The 15,069-nt window shown below is 48.6% G+C and carries 12 protein-coding genes; 5 read left to right on the top strand and 7 right to left on the bottom strand.

Translation table 11 applies throughout. The annotated features are described in order from the left end of the window. Positions 1-31: 31 nt before the first annotated feature. Genes MUK70_RS10110 through MUK70_RS10120 form a run of 3 tightly spaced genes read right to left on the bottom strand, consistent with a single transcriptional unit; the run spans position 32 to position 6,000 of the window. The gene (locus MUK70_RS10110; RefSeq protein ID WP_234656297.1) at positions 32-1,441 is read right to left on the bottom strand and encodes a sulfatase family protein; all 1,410 of its coding nucleotides are present in this window, start codon (positions 1,439-1,441) and stop codon (positions 32-34) included. Positions 1,442-1,478: 37 nt separating this feature from the next. Continuing rightward, entirely contained in the window at positions 1,479-2,909 is a 1,431-nt protein-coding gene (locus MUK70_RS10115) for a RagB/SusD family nutrient uptake outer membrane protein (RefSeq protein ID WP_234656296.1), read from the bottom strand. Positions 2,910-2,931: 22 nt separating this feature from the next. Next, positions 2,932-6,000 carry a SusC/RagA family TonB-linked outer membrane protein gene (locus tag MUK70_RS10120; protein WP_234656295.1) on the bottom strand — a complete coding sequence of 1,023 codons (3,069 nt, stop codon included), beginning with the start codon at positions 5,998-6,000 and terminating at the stop codon, positions 2,932-2,934. 359 nt (positions 6,001-6,359) lie between these two features. Between MUK70_RS10120 and MUK70_RS10125 the strand changes: the two genes are divergently transcribed. The 5 genes from MUK70_RS10125 (at position 6,360) to MUK70_RS10145 (ending at position 10,101) form a co-directional block, all read left to right on the top strand. After that, entirely contained in the window at positions 6,360-6,782 is a 423-nt protein-coding gene (locus tag MUK70_RS10125; RefSeq protein WP_234656294.1) for an SRPBCC family protein, read from the top strand. 184 nt (positions 6,783-6,966) lie between these two features. Further along, entirely contained in the window at positions 6,967-7,926 is a 960-nt protein-coding gene (locus MUK70_RS10130) for a manganese catalase family protein (protein ID WP_234656293.1), read from the top strand. A gap of 11 nt (positions 7,927-7,937) precedes the next feature. Beyond that, positions 7,938-8,633 (top strand): DsbA family protein, encoded by a 696-nt coding sequence (locus MUK70_RS10135; protein ID WP_234656292.1) that lies wholly within the window; start codon positions 7,938-7,940, stop codon positions 8,631-8,633. 50 nt (positions 8,634-8,683) lie between these two features. Further along, on the top strand, positions 8,684-9,412 hold the full coding sequence (locus tag MUK70_RS10140) for a DUF421 domain-containing protein (protein WP_234656291.1): 729 nt from the start codon (positions 8,684-8,686) through the stop codon (positions 9,410-9,412). Next, the gene (locus MUK70_RS10145) at positions 9,409-10,101 is read left to right on the top strand and encodes a DUF421 domain-containing protein (protein ID WP_234656290.1); all 693 of its coding nucleotides are present in this window, start codon (positions 9,409-9,411) and stop codon (positions 10,099-10,101) included. The genes MUK70_RS10140 and MUK70_RS10145 overlap by 4 nt, the downstream gene beginning before the upstream one ends. 72 nt (positions 10,102-10,173) lie before the next feature. On the opposite strand, the gene MUK70_RS10150 is transcribed toward MUK70_RS10145, so the two are convergent. Genes MUK70_RS10150 through MUK70_RS10165 form a run of 4 tightly spaced genes read right to left on the bottom strand, consistent with a single transcriptional unit; the run spans position 10,174 to position 15,064 of the window. Beyond that, positions 10,174-10,845 carry a DUF6766 family protein gene (locus MUK70_RS10150; protein WP_255716659.1) on the bottom strand — a complete coding sequence of 224 codons (672 nt, stop codon included), beginning with the start codon at positions 10,843-10,845 and terminating at the stop codon, positions 10,174-10,176. Between the two features lie 39 nt (positions 10,846-10,884). Further along, positions 10,885-12,375 carry a family 43 glycosylhydrolase gene (locus MUK70_RS10155; RefSeq protein WP_234656288.1) on the bottom strand — a complete coding sequence of 497 codons (1,491 nt, stop codon included), beginning with the start codon at positions 12,373-12,375 and terminating at the stop codon, positions 10,885-10,887. Between the two features lie 45 nt (positions 12,376-12,420). Further along, complete coding sequence (locus tag MUK70_RS10160; protein WP_234656287.1) at positions 12,421-13,491, bottom strand: glycoside hydrolase family 43 protein; 1,071 nt, start codon at positions 13,489-13,491, stop codon at positions 12,421-12,423. Between the two features lie 31 nt (positions 13,492-13,522). After that, entirely contained in the window at positions 13,523-15,064 is a 1,542-nt protein-coding gene (locus MUK70_RS10165) for a RagB/SusD family nutrient uptake outer membrane protein (protein WP_234656286.1), read from the bottom strand. Positions 15,065-15,069 lie beyond the last annotated feature (5 nt).

The following is a 15,069-nucleotide window of genomic DNA, read 5'->3' on the forward strand; positions in this document are numbered from 1 at the left end:
TTCAGCCGCTGCTATAACCCGGGCTGATGCGTTACTTCCGCACTTCCCGCTTGTCCAGCTCAGCGTCGACGGGGACCACGCCTTCCAGATGCTTTTTGAAAGCCGCAGTCAATTCTTCGATCACCTGCGGATTTTGACTGCCAATCTCAAATTTCTCTGAAGGGTCGTGTTCCAGGTTGTACAGCAAAGGCGGATTGTGCTCGGCGGCAGGCTTTTGCGAATAGGAAGGATTTGTTTTGAAGTGCGCTTTGTACGGTCCTTTCCTAATCGCATATAAATTGTTCGCATCGTAGTAATACACTATGTCCGTGACCTTATCCGACTTGCCTGTTAGAATGTCACTGATATCATTCCCGTCAAGCTGCGTGTTGGAAGGTGTCTCTGCCCCGGCCCATTTCAAAATCGTCGGATACAAATCCATGGATGTTGCAATGGCAGACGATATCTGTGGTTTCACAGTTCCGGGCATCCAGGCGATAGCAGGAACACGCATTCCGCCTTCGTAGGTGGACGCTTTTGCTTCGTAAAGCAAGCCTGACGAGCCGCCGTTTTCATCGATCAGCGACTTCATCAGCCATGGACCATTATCGCTCAGGAACACTACAAATGTGTTGTTATCGAGTTTGAGTTCTTTTAATTTATTCAAAATCTGACCCACGCTCCAGTCCAGCTCTTCCACCACATCGCCGTACAACCCGCGTTTGCTTTTTCCTGCAAACTCCGGTGAGGCATGCAAGGGAACGTGCGGAAACGGGCTCGCGTAGTAAATGAAGAAAGGTTTGTTTTTGTTCCTGATGATCAGGTCGGTAACTTCTGTCGTGAATCTTTTGGTCAGCAGGTCCTGGTCAGGCTCGGTTTCCAGTAGTTTGGAATCACGATACAGCGGCAGTGGCGGATTTTCGGTTGATAAAGCGGGCTTCCCGTCCTTGCCCGTGCGGAAGGATTCTTTGCCCATATCATTCGAGTAAGGAATGCCAAAATAGGAGTCAAAACCATAGTTAAGCGGTAAAAATTCAGGCAGCGAGCCCAGGTGCCACTTCCCGACAATGGCGGTTTGGTAACCCTTTGATTTCAATGCTTTGGGTAAGGTCGTCTCACGCTTGGGAAGGCCGCTGGTGGAATTGACAAAGAAAACCTTGTTGGCACTGTTAGTTCCAAAAACCCCGTTTCGGATCGGCAATCTGCCTGTAAGCAATGCGGCGCGACTAGGCGAGCAAACATTAGCCGCGACATAAAATTGCGTAAAACGCGTTCCTTCCAGCGCCATTTTGTCCAGATTCGGCGTACGGATCGTGGGGTGGCCGTAAGCGCTCAAATCGCCGTAACCGAGATCATCTGCAAGGATAATGATGAAGTTTGGCTGCTTCGCCTTTTGGGAAAACCCAGTTGCGGACATCAGGAAAAATGCTGTTACGAAAACAGAGAAGAGACTTTTTTTCATATTTATATTTTATAAAAAGCAATAGCAATCCTTCCGCTTATTTATAACCTTCGTTCTGTTTCAAACTTGGATTACGGTCAATTTCGCTTTGCGGGATAGGAAACAACACCTGGTGATCGAATGCAACTTTACCCCTTCCTTTGGCCAGCTCAATGAATTTGCCATGACGGATCAGGTCCTGGCGACGCAGCTCTTCGGAGAAAAATTCCCATCCACGCTCCTTCAAAATCTGCGCCCGGAAAGCATCTTTGGTCGCTACGTTGGCTAATGTTAATACAGGAAGCCCTGCTTTTACATGAACCTGATTTAAAAGTGCAAGTGCGTCGGGTGTCGGGCCTTTCAATTCATTCAATGCTTCGGCTTTGCTCAAAAGAATGTCGGCATAACGGACCACCGGAAAATCGTTGCCCAGATCCGCACCGGTGGCATTCAGGTCTTCTTCAAATTTAAAGCTTCTTTTATCATCCTGCCCCAACACAATGTGCTTTCCGTTCAAATCGTCATATTCGGTAAGAAACACCTGTCGGCGCTGATCCTTAGGGTCAAACGAATCGTAAAAGCCAGACAATGTTTTCAGCTGCGTCGCATAATTCGCTTTGGCCGTACCCTTGTATTTATAATTCGGCGGCGCTGCATGTGGCAAATAATTGGTGCCTAATCCCGGTTGCGCTACGTGCGGGCGAACATAAATGAATTCGCTGTTCACCTCATTGGCCAGCTTGAAAAGATCCGCCCGGTTTGTTGAATTGAAAAGATTATAACTGTTCAGATCGATCACTTTTTGGGCAGTTTCGTCTGTTTTTGCCCAGTTTTTATTATTTAAATAAAATTTCGTCAAAAACGCGAGCGCAGCGCCTCTTGTGGCTCTTCCATATTGGGTTGCTTTTACAGGCAGGATTTCGCTCACGGCCGTCAACTCATCTGCGACAAATTTTACAAATTCCTCGTTAGAAGCCCTCGCTGGCCTGTCTTCGCTGGTGCTGATGCTGCTGGTAATGATCGGGGTCGGACCAAAGAGATCATAGAGGTAAATGTAGCCGCTGGCGCGCAAGAACCTCGCTTCGGCCACGATCTGCTTCTTTCTTTCTACATCGAAATCAATGTTCGGGACATTATCAATGACCAGGTTAGCGCGGTAAATGGCACTGTAATATCGTGTCCAGGCCACATCGAAAAACTCGTGCGATGCATTCCAGGTGAAATCTTCGAGCGGCTGTGCCAATCCGCGAAGCCCGCCTTCCCGGATAATAAGCAGGTCTGTGGTGACTTCGGCCATCACGAAAATATTCCGGAAACCGTCCGTGCCCTGCTTTTGTTCCAGGGCATAGGCAGCATTCAAAAGTGCCTCGGCATCATCGGCGGTGTTGAAAAAATTATTCGGACCAAATGAAGAAAACACTTCCTCTTCCAGGGGCTTATCACACCCTAAAACGGTCAGTAACAAAAAGATATATATCAGTTTTTTCATTTTATTAAGAGCTTCTGCAATGTTATAGATTGATACTCAGGCCGGCTGTATAAGTGCGCGACAGTGGGAATGCATTGTAATCCGCGCGCACATTGGATGTTCCGAATGCACTGACTTCGGGGTCGTAACCTGTGTATTTGGTGATGGTGAAAAGATTTTGACCGGTCACATAAATCTGCACATTACGCACGTATTTCCATTTTGCAGTCGGGAAGTTGTAGGTCAGTTGCAAGGTTTTCAAACGCAGGTAAGATGCATCTTCCACCGCCCGGCTGTTGACATTGCTCGTGTAAGCGACGGCAACCGGAATTGCAGAAGAATTGGCATTTGTCGGATTAGTCGGCGTCCAGCGATCGGTGTAAGTTTCCACCAAACGGTTACGACGGAACGATATCGGGTTTTCAGATTCGGTGCGGTTCAGGTTGAAGATCTTACTTCCCTGCACGCCCTGGAAAAAGAAAGAGAGATTGAACGGACCATATGTAAAATCGTTGTTCAAGCCATAACTAAATTTGGGAAACGGCGAGCCCAAAATCGTACGGTCCTGCGAGTTGATTGTGCCGTCACCATTCACGTCGCGGTATTTATATTCCCCCGGCCGGGATAATGGCTGCGCAGAACTGGCAATATTATCGCCTGTCTGAAAAACGCCGTCCACAATGTAACCATAGTAAGCATTCAACGGATCGCCTTTGCGAATGATCGTAAAGTCATTGGTAAAACCCGCAGACCCACCCAGAATAAAAGGAAGCGTACCCAGATCGGTCACCTCATTTTTGACCGCCGAAAAATTCGCGGAAGTTCTCCAGGTGAAGGGAGCCGTAATGTTGATCGAATTCAGCCCCAGCTCAAATCCCGAGTTTTTCAAGCCGCCTACATTTTCGAATGTTGTGGTAAAGCCGGTCGTACGCGGCACGGGAAGTTGCAGCAGCAAGTCCTTTGTCTGCTTTTGGAAATAGTCAATGCTACCCGTCAGCCTGTTATCTAAAACACCGAAATCTATCCCCAGGTTGAGTTGTGTGGTTGTTTCCCATTTCAGGTCCGGATTGGGCAATTGTGTTGTTGAAATTCCTACATATGGCGTTCCGTCAAAAATGGCCTGCCCTTGCGGCCCAAGCAGCACGAGCGATTTGTAGCTTCCAATGTCCTGGTTACCCGTCACTCCGTAGCTGGCGCGGAATTTCAGATCGGTGATGGCATTCACATTTTTCAGGAAAACCTCGTCCTTGATGCGCCATCCCAGTGCTACGGAAGGGAAAACCCCATATTTGTTATTATCCCCAAACCGTGATGAACCGTCTGCGCGAATGGAGGCTGTCAATAAATATTTGTCATACAGGTTGTAATTAATGCGTCCCAGATACGACAGCAGCTGGTTCTTGGTGCGGCCGGTCCCAAGCGAAAAAGTGCTTTGTGCGCCTGCGGCAAGATTATCGGTGCCCAATGCATCCAACGGGAAATTCTGCGCACCGGCGGTTAATGAACTTGTTTCAAATTCTTGGAAAGTATAGCCACCCAAGACTTCTAATTGATGATTTTTATTAAGAGCCTTATTGTAGCGGGCCGTGACTTCGATCAGGTTGTTGTACGAATTGCTGGTCAGCACATTAGCGACTCCTTTTGTTCCCTCCGCTCTTTTCGTGAGCCGGGAAGTGAATATGTCCCGGCGGGAATCTTGTCTGTCCGTGCCGAAATTGACTTTCGCCGATAGTTCAGGCAGGAAAAAGTATTCTGCAAAAACGCTGGCGAAAGTCCGGTTGGTTGTCGCAAAGTCGCTCACCTCATTGGCCAGCCCCACCGGATTTTCTAGGTTTACGATTTGTGTCTGCGTCCAGGTGCCATTAGGGTTTCTGAAGGTAAGCGTCGGGTCCTGAAAAATTGCCGTGTTAATCACCCCGGCGCTTTCGTTCACACTCACTCCATTGGGCACGAAATCGTCTTTAATATTACTGGAATTAAGACTGAGACCGAATTTGAACTTATCATCCGTATAGTTGAGGTTCACCCGCCCCGTGTATTTTTGAATCCCGGAGCTGATCACCACTCCTTTTTGGTCCAGATAATTCAGCGAGGCATAGTAATTAAATTTGTCCTGACCGCCCGAGAAGCTCAGCTGGTGGTTCTGGACAGTGCCTTTCCGGAAAATTTCATCCTGCCAGTAAGTGCCGTTCCCGACCTGGGCAATCTGCTCCGCCGAAAACTCAGGCGCCTGTTTCTGATCAGCCCGCAGGTCATTGAGCAGGCCCATATACTGTTTCGCATTCAACACGGGAACTTGTTTGGTAACCTCTGAAATTCCCCCCGAAACAGCATAATTAACATTCAGCTTGCCTTTGACGCCTTTTTTGGTTGTGATTAAAATCACCCCGTTTGCGCCACGCGAACCGTAAATTGCCGTTGCCGAGGCATCTTTCAAAATCTCAACCGACTCAATGTCGTTCGGATTTAATGCATTCAGCGGGTTTCGTGGTGCCTGCTCCGTTACGACCGTCGAGGCGGGCACAACGGAAGTATTGTTAATGGGAAGACCGTCAATCACATACAGCGGCTCATTGTTTGCATTGATGGAGTTGGCCCCGCGTATCCGTATTGTTACGCCTCCGCCCGGCTCAGAGCTGGATTGTGTCACTTGCACCCCAGGCGACCGTCCCGCAATAAGCTGATCAACAGATGTTTGTACACCCTTATTAAAATCTTTGGCATCCAGAGAACTCACGGAGCCTGTCACGTCCCGCTTCTTTTGCGTTCCGTAACCTACCACCACGAGTTCATTCAACTGGCGCGTATCATCGCTTAACTGCACATTCACCTGTGAGCGGCTCTTGACCGGAACTTCCTGCGTAAGGTAGCCGATGCCAGAAATCACCAATATTGCGTCGTCACCGGCCTGCAGTTCGTAATATCCCTCCGTGTTGGTTGTAGTTCCGGTTGTGGAACCCTTAATCAACACATTAATGCCGGGAAGCGCCGACTGATCATTGGTTGAGGTTACTTTTCCCTTAACGAGCGTTTGTGCAAAACCGGGAAATGCCAGCAGCAGCAGTCCCAGGGTTAGTATTCGTAAATGAGGAGAATGGAAAGATGGAGGCATTGCAGGTAATAAGGATTAATAAAATATTTGAGTAATAGACTTTGTAGATTGAGAGCGCAAAATTAGATAAACTATTTATTCTACCAAGTTTATAGATTATTATTTGTTATGATCATTGATAAAGGGGATAAAAGACAAAAGGGAGCTATAAGGAGAAATAAGCTAGACTGTTGAGAATCCAACAGCAACGGGGCACCTCGAATTTGACTCGGAACAATGGAGGCTCAGCCTGATCAAGGGCATTTCAATTGAGAGAATGACGCAACGAACCCTCCATTTTGTCATAATCGGCACCTGCTGGTTTCAACAACTTCGCCCATCTTTGTAGCGTAATCATTCACCAAAAACACAAACAGAAAATGGGAACCTTAGCACAAAAAATCACCGTTGAAACGACCATTAACGCGCCGGTTGCAACAGTTTGGGAACAATTTAATGCACCTGAGGACATCACAAAATGGTGTTTTGCCTCAGACGACTGGCATGCACCCTTTGCAGAAAATGATGTGCGCACCGGCGGGAAGTTCAGAACCACTATGGCTGCAAAAGATGGCAGTTTCAGTTTTGATTTCGGAGGGGTTTATTCCAATGTCGTTCCGGAAAGTCTGATCGAATACGACATGGAGGACGGCAGAACTGTGCAGGTGACTTTTATGGACAATGGTGACAGCACGACGGTGACTGAGATTTTCGATGCTGAGCAAACCAACCCGGCCGAAATGCAGAAATCCGGCTGGCAGGCCATCCTCGACAATTTTAAGAAACATGTAGAGGGGAACTAAGCACTCAGGAAGAGTCACTTTAACGCTTTTTTTATCAAATGCCGCTTCGGGAGTCCGGGGCGGCATTTAGCGTAAAAATTGCTCAGATCTGGGGAAAGAAAGCGTCGGCCCCCTACCCTTTTTCGGTGGCATAGGTTTTTACAATGGCTGGACTTTCCAATCTGGCAACTAAACCAAATATGCTATGTTTTATCACGTAAAAGAATTACAGTTTAACGCCAGGGTTTCCAAACCCGATCCGAAGTTTGCAAGACTCCTGCTCGAACAATTCGGCGGCAGCAATGGCGAACTTAAAGCAGCAATGCAGTATTTTGTTCAGGCATTCACTGCAAAGAATCCGTATCCCGACAAGTACGATTTGCTCATGGACATTGCTACGGAGGAATTCAGTCACCTGGAAATTGTGGGTGCTACCATTCAAATGTTGCTGGGTGGTGTTAATGGGGAATTGAAGAATGCCTCGGAGGAATCCGAGATCATGAAATTGTTGGACGGAACAGCCGCAAAGGAGGATTTCATCCATGAAGCCATTGTGAACCCTCATTTTGGGGTCCTTACGGGTGGAGGCCCTGCATTAACAGATAGTAACGGTATCCCCTGGACCGCTGCTTATGTGACTGCAAACGGTGACCTGACCGTTGATCTTCGCTCCAACATCGCTGCGGAATCGAGAGCGAAAATTGTTTACGAATATCTGATGAAATTTACGGATGATCCTTCGGTAAAAGAAACGCTGCGGTTCTTAATGACCCGGGAAATTGCACATTACCAGATGTTTGAGGCTGCATTGGCAACTATTCAGCCCAATTTCCCTCCGGGCATCCTGCAAGGCGATCCGCGTTACAGTAATCTCTATTATAACATGTCCAGTGGAATGGACGCGCGCGGGCCATGGAACGAGGGAAGCAGTACACAGCTGGGCGAAACATGGCAGTATGTTGATGATCCCTTGCAACAAGTGCTTGATACCAATGGGCTTACGACCCTGACGCCAACCGGAACAGACCGTACGGAAAAATCGGTAAAAGCGCTTAACGAAGAGCTGAGCAAATTGCGTAGCGAGGAAATCATGAGTGCTACTGCTGAAATTGATGCGCAATGGAGCACTTACGACAAGTCGGGCGGCTTTATTAACGAATTATAATCCAAACTGAATTGGACTTATCAAACCACCAGGCGGATCGGGTAAAAATCGTTTTTTATACCGATCCGCTCTGTTGCTGGAGCTGGGCACTTCAACCCCACTGGCAACGTTTTATTGAAGCATACAAACACCAGATTACCTACTCTTATTGCCTGGGTGGGATGATCCCGGACTGGACCAAATATAATGATCCGTTCAATTCGGTTAGCAGACCAGCCCAGATGGGCCCGATTTGGATGGAAGCACAGCACAAGACCGGCGCGAAGATAAACGACATGATATGGAGCCAGGAAGAGCCACCCACCTCTTCATATCCTGCCTGTATTGCTGTCAAAACTGCGGGCTTACAGAGTTTTGAAGCATCAGAATATTACATGCAGGCTGTATGGAAGGCGGTTATGGTGGATGCACTGAATATCTCCAAAAAAGATGTCTTGCTGGAAGCGGCCCGCGGTTCAAGCCTGTTATATCCCGATGTAGTAGATTATGAGCGCTTTCTGAATGATTATGACAACGCTCAAAGCCGTGAAGCGTTCCGTAGCGATCTGCGGCAGGTTGCCTACAACCGCATCGGCCGTTTTCCTACATTAACCTTTACAAAATCAGGAAAAGGGTTAATTATGACCGGCTTCAGACCCTATGAAGCACTGGTGGACGCTTTCAACCAATTGCTTGTGGTTTCGCAGGATCAATCTGTTCTCCCTTGATTACAAAGCATTGTCACTCTCGGAGCTGTACTAAGACGTCCTGCTAAGCAATGAAAAAAGAAGAAATTATACCCGGCGATTGGGAACGTATCCTCTTTGGACAAGCGCCACCCATATTTTTGGTAGAAGTGCTGATCCGCACATTCATCATTTACCTTTTCCTTGTGGTTATCGTAAGGCTGATGGGCAAACGAATGGGCGGGCAGCTAACCATTTCCGAGCTCGCAGTGATGGTCACGCTCGGTGCAATTGTATCACCAGGAATGCAGATGCCGCAAACGGGGTTGCTGCTAGGCATTATGGTCCTTGTCTGCGCACTTATTTTCCAGCGCGGCCTCACGCTGGGTGAATTCAAAAGTGCGACGTTCGAGGACATCAGCCAGGGGACATTCAGTATACTGGTGAAAGATGGCATCATGCAGCTGGACGAAATGGCGAAGACGAAAGTTTCGAGACAACAATTGTTTGCAGCCCTACGTGGGAAGGGAATATTTAACCTGGGAGAAATAGACAGAGTGTATCTTGAGGCCTGCGGTATTTTTACGATATGTAAGAAAAAACGCCCCGCACCCGGCCTTATCCTCTTTCCACCGGATGATCCGGAAATCAATTGTTTTTCCCAAGAGATCAGTGAGGGCCAGAAGGTATGCCTGCACTGCGGAAAAGCACTTCCCGGGGAAGATGCGGAAGGCCAGTGCCCAGTTTGTGACTCGTCGAATTGGGAAGTGGCGAGTGTATCTGTTCCAACTGAATCCAATCAAATAGCCAGTCAATCATGAAACCCGAGGATATTCGCATAAATGACTGGCAACGCATTTTTGTCGGCGATGTGCCGGGTGCATTTTACTGGGAAGTTATTTTAAGAGTAGCAGTGATTTACGCCATTCTGATGATCTCAATGAGGCTGATGGGCAAACGGATGGCGTCTCAGCTCAGTCGGAACGAAATGATCGCGATGGTTTCTCTGGCAGCCGCCATTGGTATTCCGTTGCTATCGCCTGACCGCGGCATCCTTCCGGCGTTCGTAATCGCAATTGTAGTGATTTTGATCCAGCAAGTAACTGCGTGGATGGCAACCCGAAACCAGAAACTTGAATCGCTTACCCAGGGCAACATTTCGGTTCTGGTACATGATCACCATTTGAACCTGAAAGATATGAGGTTAACAGGCATTACCAGGGAGCGCGTGTTTTCTCAGCTTCGCAGCAATGACATTTTGCATTTGGGAGAAGTGAAGCGTTTGTATTTTGAAGCAGGAGGCAGTTTTACAATAATACGCGAGACGGAGATAGTTCCCGGTCTGGGCGTGCTCCCGGACAAGGACGTTGAATTTCAAGACCAGTCCTATCAGCGTGAACCTATCCAGGTTTGCGACATATGCGGCTTCCCGCCAGCAGACGACTCCACAGACCAGCCTTGTGGCAACTGCGGCAGCCGACACTGGGCACAGGCGGTATCGCTGAAATAGAAAAGTTCGAGTCATTTCATGCAAAAAGCTGACCGGGAAATCGGTCAGCTTTTTGCATGAAAGCGCCAGCCATTACTTTCCTGTTTGGGAATGAGGAGCATCAACGGGCTTGGACTCGGGCGAACCCTTCTGTCTTAAAAAAATGGTGAGTAAAACAATGCTCGCAATTGAAAGAAATTCGCTTTGCCAGTTTTGAAAGGTTTCAAACCAAAAATTAGCTTGTGTTAAGTAGTTCGCAACGGTGTCCTTCGCCTCGCCATTCAGGACATTTTGTTCATTGTGCTCTGTCCAGCTTCCGTAAAGATGCAGCCCCCAGCTAACCAGGAACAAGATAGCAAAGGCAATAAAAAGCGAATATTGATACAGTTTCAATATAAGGCCACCTTTCCTGACGGGCCACGGGGCGTCGGGACCCGCTACCGGCTCACGGTCCACTTCTTCCGGCTCATCCAGGGATTTGGATTCCGCCGAACCTTTCTGACGAAGCCCCACTGTTAACACCACATATAAAGCCATTTGCAGGAATTCGCTCTCGAAATTTTCAAAAGTTGCAGAAATAAAATGCCCGCTACCCAAATAGCTGAGCAGGCCGATCGCCACGGCTCCATCCTGCTGTAGTTCTGCATTGTGCTGGTGCCAGCCTGTGAATGTTTGTGCAATGAGTGCCACAACAAATAAACTGAAGGCAACCAGCCCCAAGCCGTTTCTATAAAAAAAAGAATGAGATTTTGATAAAGAGCCCATAGCTATAATAAAAGGTGATGTTAATAATGAGCCCGTATGTTACTTACTTTCAAAAACAAATTTCTCCACGACTACCGCATCCCCCTGCACGCCTTTGCCTAAAATTCCTACACGCAGCGCCCGATCCCAGGGAGGCATATAAGTAATGTCTGCACTCAGTGTCTCCAAGCGTGTAAAATCTGATCCGTTGAGGCTATAATGGAAACGGATATCCGTGTTGTTTTTCACGGTCAGTTTTATAAATAAATGTTTGCCCCCGGCAGCCACAGGAAAAGCTCCGAGACTGCTTCTTGCACCATCTTTAACGAGTGTAACATGAATGCTGTCCTGTTTCGCCGCTGCGTAGATCAGGTTCTTGTCGTCACCAATTAACGCTACACCGGCCAGCGCATCTTTTACAGGGATCGTTTCTACTGTGGCCTCATAATTCCGGCTATCTATCCTCCTGGCCACAAACACTTCCCGATCATCCTTCATGTGTAGTCCCACGCGGCCATTTTTTAACTCCAATGCGGGTTTGTTGAAAACGGACCAGCTCCACTGCAGTCCCAGTTTGTTTTTGTCAAAATCGTCGGTAACCTTATAGGCTGTATTTTTGTCTGCGGGCGACAGGTAGTCGTCTGTAAAACTGATCCAGTTGTCGGGAGTGAATTCAAATCTGCGGATGAGCGCTTGCCTGCCGGTATACTTGTTGGATGCGCGGTCGTAGGCATGGTACATGAGGTAATTTTTCCCCTGGTGCACAACGGCCGTTCCATGTCCCGGGCACATCCAGTCACCTTGCCCGCTAAGGATAGGGTTTCCGGAGAATTTTTCCCAGGGACCCATTAATTTTTTGGCCCTGGCAACACCGGTTGCATAGGTACAACCGGGACCGCAACAGCCTGCTGCCGCGTAAATCGCGTAGAAGTAGCCATTGTTTTTTATGACGGAAACACCTTCCACCAGATTGGCTTCCCATGGCGTATCATTACGGAAAAGCTCCCGTTTTTCGCCTGTCAGCGCGGTTCTCTCTTCATTGATCGGCTGAATCCAGATGGGTGTTGGTTTTCCCACGCTATTGCCGTCTTCTTTCCAGATCAGGTGCAGCTTGTTATTTTCGTCACGAACCGGGAACCCGTCAATAGATCCTACTTCCTGGCAGACCAGCGGGCCGTGATCCCTGAACGGACCTTCCGGCGAATCGGCACTGGCCACCCCAACGCAAAGGTTGCCTCCTTTTTTATGGGCGGTGTAATAAACATACACTTTGCCATTGTCGTAAGTCAATTCAGGGGCCCAATAGTAGAAGTCGGCCCAGGCAGTGAGATCAGGGAATATGGAGCCCGTCTGCTCCCAGTTAATCAGGTCTTTTGATTTCATAATAGGGAATGCGGGTGCCCAGTTGGAGCTCGTCGCCGTTGTATAATAAGTATCCCCTACCTTAATGACCGATGGATCAGCAAAATCCCCGCGTACCACTGCCCGCTGGGCTATTGAAAGTTGAACGAATGTCAGCAGTAACAATAAGCTGATGCTTAATTTCCTCATAAATAGTTTTGATGTGAATGCCTTTTTAATGCTGTAAATATACATTTATTCACCCGAAGGCACATCGACCGACCGCCCGGTGGCTACCGGCTCTCCAAAACTGGGGAGGCCGTCGGAAGTCCAGCTGAATTTTTGCATTCTTACATTTCGGGAATCGTCGCAGCCTTCACCTGCGGCTGAATTGGCATGATAAATAACCCAATCCTCTTTTCCGTCGCGTGATTTGAAAAACCCGTTGTGCCCTACACCGAATGCATTTGCCGAAGCCAGACCTGTGAAGACCGGATTCGGGGACTTGGTCCAGTTAGCGGAATTCAGCGGGTCGCTCCCTTCATTTAATTTCATTAACCCAAGCGAATAGCGGTCATCGCCGCAATAACTGCCCGAATACACCAAATGCACCCGGCCGGCCGGATTACGAAGGATTTCAGGTCCTTCGTTTACTGCAAAACCACGCTTTTCCCAATCGTATCCGGGGGAGGAGATTTTTACCGTCTGTCCCGCGAGCCTGAAAGGACTGCTCATCCGGGAGATGTATAAATTTTGGGTTAAATCAGTTGGACCTCCCGCAAAAGGCCTGCCCGACCATATCAGATACAGTGTTGTATCTTGTTGAAAAACAGTCCCGTCAATCGACCACAAGTCAGCAGGCTGGGTTACAAGCGCACCTTTGTCTGTCCAGGAGCCCTGGGTTGGATCAGCATTTGTATTTTCCAAAACCCACATCCGGTGTGCCCGGTCGTTCCCATCTGAGGCGGTATAATAGATATACCATTTGTTATTGAGGAAGAATAACTCTGGTGCCCAGATATCCCTGGAATTACCTCCGGTGGCTGGTGCAGAGAAAACGGTCACAGGCGTTACATCTTTTAGCCGGCTCATCCGGCTTGTCTTCCAGATCTGGATGCGATTGCCAAGCGTATGCAGATAGTAATAAGTTGAATCTTTCTGAACCACCCAGGGATCCGGCGCGGCATTCAGCAGAGGATTCGTGAATGTGGTGGTCTGCTGCTCACCTGGTTTCGGTGCCTGCGCCTCCTTTTTACAGGACGCGGCGACGAAGACAAGTGAAGCGCACCAGATAATAACGGGTCTGTACCAGGCTTTCAAACTCATAAAAACTATTTAAAGTCAACTAGAAACGTAATCAATACCCAGGATTCTGGGTCAGGTTTGGATTAAGGTCAATGTCCGATTGCGGGATCGGGTACCATTCATTTCTGCCTTTTCTGAAATTGGTAAACTCCGGATCGCGCACCGCCAGTTCGGGCCCGAGGTCGCCCCAACGCTGTAAATCTGCAAAACGCCAGCCTTCTCCTGTGAGCTCCGTAATGCGCTCGTGCTTGATCTGGCCAAGAAGCTGCGCCTGGTTCCATCCGCCAGCCCGGCTTAGCGGCCTCAGCCCCGCCCGTGCGCGCACCATATCCACGTACTGCAAAGCCTGTGCGGTCTGGTTCGCTCCATTTAATGCCTCTGCGTACATTAATAAAATATCCGCATACCGCAGCAACCGATAATTATTGGGCGATCGGAAGCCTTCTTCCGTTCTTCCCGGCTCGTTGTCATTCAGCTGTTTGCGAAACCAAACAGCACTGCTTTCGCCGGTACTTGCCCCGTAGCGGGTGGCAAATGTCTGCCCGTAAACCATTGTGAACCGCGGGCCGCGCACGTCAGTGGAGTCAAACAGCAATGTTGCTGCCAGCCGCGGATCCCGTGCGCCTTGTGCTGTATTCTCTTGTTTAAATTCACCGATAAGCCAGCGACGTGCCCCGCCGTCAGAAAAACCTACGCCCCGCGGCGCATAGAATTGCGCAATAGAAGTTCCCGTATTATTAATTTTGGTTTCGTCCACATCGTCATCCGTACTCTCATTGGGATTGAACCGGAATTGTATTTCAAAAACGGACTCGCTGTTATTTTCGGTTGAAGCCTTAAAATTGTCCTGATAATTGGGCGTCAGACGGTATAATCCTTTTCCTTGACCGGTAACAAACCAGGCCAGTGCATTCACTGCTTCCTGATTTTTGCCCTGCTGTAAATAAGCCTTTCCCAGTAAACCCATCGCCGCACCGCGTGTGGCGCGACCGAGGTCATCGCCTGTATAGCTCAGCGGCAGGGTAGCTGCTGCTTCCATCAGGTCTTTTTCCACTTGCGCCCAGGCTTCTGCATTGCTCGCATTGGAAGGCCGGTCCGTTGGGCTTGACGGTGCAAGAATAATCGGTGGCCTTCCGAAATATAAAGTAAGATTAAAATAAAACAGTCCGCGCAGAAACTTCGCCTCGCCGATTATGCGGTTTTTCAAGCCATCGTTCATCTCGATGCCGGGCACGTAAGCGAGTACCTGATTTGCCCTGAATACCCCGATGAACAAATTCTGCCAGGTTCCGGCAGTAAGACCTTCATTGTAGTTAGTCTGATTGAAGCTCATAACATTATTCAGCGTAATGTCACCGCCGGAGCCATAGCCTTCATCCGAACGGAGCATTCCGTGGTAAAAAAGGAACCTGGAATACAGCGTGGCCGTCCGGTGAAAAGTACTGTAAACAGCATTGATCCCTTTCACCGCATCCGCCTCACTTTTCCAGAAAGAGGCAATTGTCGGATTATTAGGATTGGGCTGATCAAAATCGCGGTCGCAGGCGGTGGTAACCAGCAAAATAAATGAAGCAAGCAAAAATATCTTTTTCATGTTGA

Source organism: Dyadobacter chenwenxiniae, from assembly GCF_022869785.1.
GTDB classification, from domain to species: domain Bacteria; phylum Bacteroidota; class Bacteroidia; order Cytophagales; family Spirosomataceae; genus Dyadobacter; species Dyadobacter chenwenxiniae.